The organism is Halolamina pelagica (genome assembly GCF_900115675.1).
Taxonomy (GTDB): Archaea; Halobacteriota; Halobacteria; order Halobacteriales; family Haloferacaceae; genus Halolamina; species Halolamina pelagica.
Genome location: NZ_FOXI01000037.1, coordinates 1 through 2,582 on the forward strand (window position 1 = coordinate 1; position 2,582 = coordinate 2,582).

General features: G+C 57.6%; 3 protein-coding genes and 2 pseudogenes. 3 read left to right on the forward strand and 2 right to left on the reverse strand.

Translation table 11 applies throughout. The annotated features are described in order from the left end of the window. From BMZ83_RS16015 to BMZ83_RS16020, 3 genes are all read left to right on the forward strand, one after another. Positions 1 to 507, forward strand: a 507-nt coding sequence (locus BMZ83_RS16015) for an IS5 family transposase (protein WP_074880992.1), incomplete at its 5' end; no start/stop codon positions are given. Positions 508 to 703: 196 nt separating this feature from the next. Then, on the forward strand, positions 704 to 928 hold the full coding sequence (locus BMZ83_RS17550; protein WP_449271652.1) for a DUF7511 domain-containing protein: 225 nt from the start codon (positions 704 to 706) through the stop codon (positions 926 to 928). A gap of 90 nt (positions 929 to 1,018) precedes the next feature. Continuing rightward, a complete protein-coding gene (locus tag BMZ83_RS16020) occupies positions 1,019 to 1,843 on the forward strand; it encodes a DUF7260 family protein (protein WP_074880994.1) in 825 nt (274 codons plus the stop codon). Between the two features lie 215 nt (positions 1,844 to 2,058). Here the strand turns inward: BMZ83_RS16020 and BMZ83_RS16025 are convergent. After that, positions 2,059 to 2,427: pseudogene (locus tag BMZ83_RS16025) on the reverse strand (IS6 family transposase); the annotation flags it as partial. 70 nt (positions 2,428 to 2,497) lie between these two features. Further along, positions 2,498 to 2,582 (reverse strand): annotated as a pseudogene (locus BMZ83_RS16655) (IS6 family transposase); the annotation flags it as partial.

Genomic DNA, 2,582 nt, shown 5'->3' on the forward strand with positions numbered 1-2,582 from the left:
CCGGGCTCGCACGGTGCCATCGATGCCACGTTCTTCGACCGCGAAACGGCATCGAGACACTACCAACACCGCTCGGATCGCCACATACGCACGCTGAAAACGACGGCGCTCGTCGATACAGACTCGTGTGCCATCCTCGATATTCACTGCTCGGCACACTGGCCTCACGACACACGAACTGGCCGTCGAGTCGCCCTTCGCAACACCGGGAAAATAGAGAGTCTCGCCGGCGACAAAGGCTATGACGACCAATCTCTCCGGGACGCCCTCCGATCAAAGGGCGTCCGGCCCTTGCTGCGTCACCGGCTGTTTGCTGCGTACGATCACGCACACAACGCACGGTTGGACAGCGAGTTATACGGCCAACGCTGGATGGCCGAAACCGCCTTTTCGGCCATCAAGCGTCGGTTCGGCCCCGCTGTCCATCCTCGCGCATGGTACCGCGAGTTCCGCGAACTCGTGTTGACCGCCGCAGTCTACAACCTCGAACAGGCGCTCAAACAGTGACCCCGACGCAGTCATCGGATTCAACAAAGCAGTTTCAACTGAAACGGTAGCGCGGAGTCCCCTTCCTCAACGAGCGAAGTCGTCAGACTGAGCGAACTAGGGTGGGGTAGTTGACAACACTATATAATCCTCTGGGGGAAACGGATAGCAATTACCAGAGACTACCTTGGCTGCATTGCAGGATCCTTCCGGGCTTATGACCTCCTCAACGGCTAACGGCGGCGAACGTCCTAACTCGACGAATGAAAGTCGGCGGTTCCTGACACATCGTGCTCCACTCTTGCGATTACAGATTATCGGCGTCGGCGACAAACCCGACCGGGCTACGCTCTACCCGGCGGACACGGTGGATATCGACCGGATGAAGACTTGGCTCACTGTCGACGCAAGCATCGTTCGTGACCTCTCGAACTGTCGCTGAGAGCGCTATATAGATAGCAGTGGGGGCCCGTGTCGGGATGTATCACACATATATGAACTGAAGTTGATACGATTCGATCACGCAGACGAGATGTGCGAATCGACCAGCCTCGACCGGGAGCAGGTCGCGCAGACGTTCACTGCGCTCCGGGCTAGTATAAGGGCTGAACGGCGTCGGACCGCCGCTGAACGCCGAGCATTCGAGACGTTTGCGGATCGCGTCAATAACGTTGATTTCTCCGACTTCAGCCCGGGACAACCTCTCGATGGCGAGATGCGTGAAGGGCACGGGGCGACACTCGTTTCGATCGGTCACGCGGGCTTAGGAGGAGATGCTCCGACTGAGGCGATTCGGCGCGCCTATGAGGAGACGGTGATGGCGGTATCGTTCTACGATGAGGAGTACGGTGACGACTACGAGGAGAGCTTGCGGGCAGAGTTCGGACCGGAGGTGGCGACCGCGCTGACCGACCCCGACTGTTTCGGGCCTTCTGCGAGGGCAGCGTTGACTGCTGCCATCGAGCGTGCCGCTCGTGAGCGAGAACACTTAATCGAGACGTGTGAGCGCGAGCGCGAGTCCGTTGACCACGCCGCCGATACGCTGTTGCCGGTCGCAGCGGAACTCGACAGCATCGTGTCCCCCGACCCTGAGGGCGAACCGTTCGGGACCCTAGAGGCGCGGTGGAATAGACTGTCGCGCCTCCGGGAGCGCTGTGATTCGACAGCCGCGAACAGACAGTCGGCTATCAATGATCAGCGATCGCGCCACAACTTCCCCATCGACGTCCCGGATGTCTGTGTGTACCTCTACGAAACACACGATTCGGCCTACCCCGTCTTGGCGGTCTGTGCTGACCTCGCCCGGCAGGCGACGACATTCCAGACGGCGTACGAGCGTGCGATGGCACATTACTGAATCCCAAGAAGGTCTCAGTTGTTAGCGTCGACTAGGGGGAGTGCCTCGGCACGAGGGAGTGGCAAATTTGTCAGAATGGACGATCAAGACTTTCCGAAATCATCGGCGTAGAATGTAAATTCTGTATATAACCTCTGTACTTAGCGGAAGATATACTACGCCATTACCGCCGTATGAAGTTCGGCTGTTTCGCATCGTTGTGCGAAGACGGACGTTTCAGTAATCGCTTGGTTTCTCGTCGGAGAGAGCTTGACGTGCAGCAAGCGGTTCGTATCGGAATCAACCGCTGCGTACAGCCAGAACCGTTCGTCGTTGAGTTGGATCACGGTCTCGTCAACCGCGACGTGATCCGGATTCGCACCGTCGAGGGGCTGTAAATCTGCCTTTTGCACCCAGTTATGAACGGTCGTTCGACAGCGTTCGACACCCAACCTATCGAGAATAGAGATGGTATCCGAAAGTGATAATCCTGCCAGATGGAGTCGGATACCCAGTTTCATCGCGGACTCGGGTGTCGCCTCTCGCTCCAGAAAATCTAACTCGAAGCAGTCGCTACCTCCGAGGAGGCGGGCGGTTTCGAGCATATATCACTCACAAATCGCTCCGCCTCACTCTTCATCCTTATCTGAACACCGCCGATTGTGACCATCGTGTTTAGTTAAGCGAATTCCACCAGACGGCGAAGGCTTGCAGCCATGTTTCTGCCGTCGTCGGCTGCACGTTGCTGAAACTATTACTA

Excerpts from the sequence above, each read along its gene's own strand:
- BMZ83_RS17550 (WP_449271652.1), top strand. The coding sequence starts at position 704 with ATGACCTCCTCAACGGCTAACGGCGGCGAACGTCCTAACTCGACGAAT.
- BMZ83_RS16020 (WP_074880994.1), top strand. The coding sequence starts at position 1,019 with ATGTGCGAATCGACCAGCCTCGACCGGGAGCAGGTCGCGCAGACGTTC.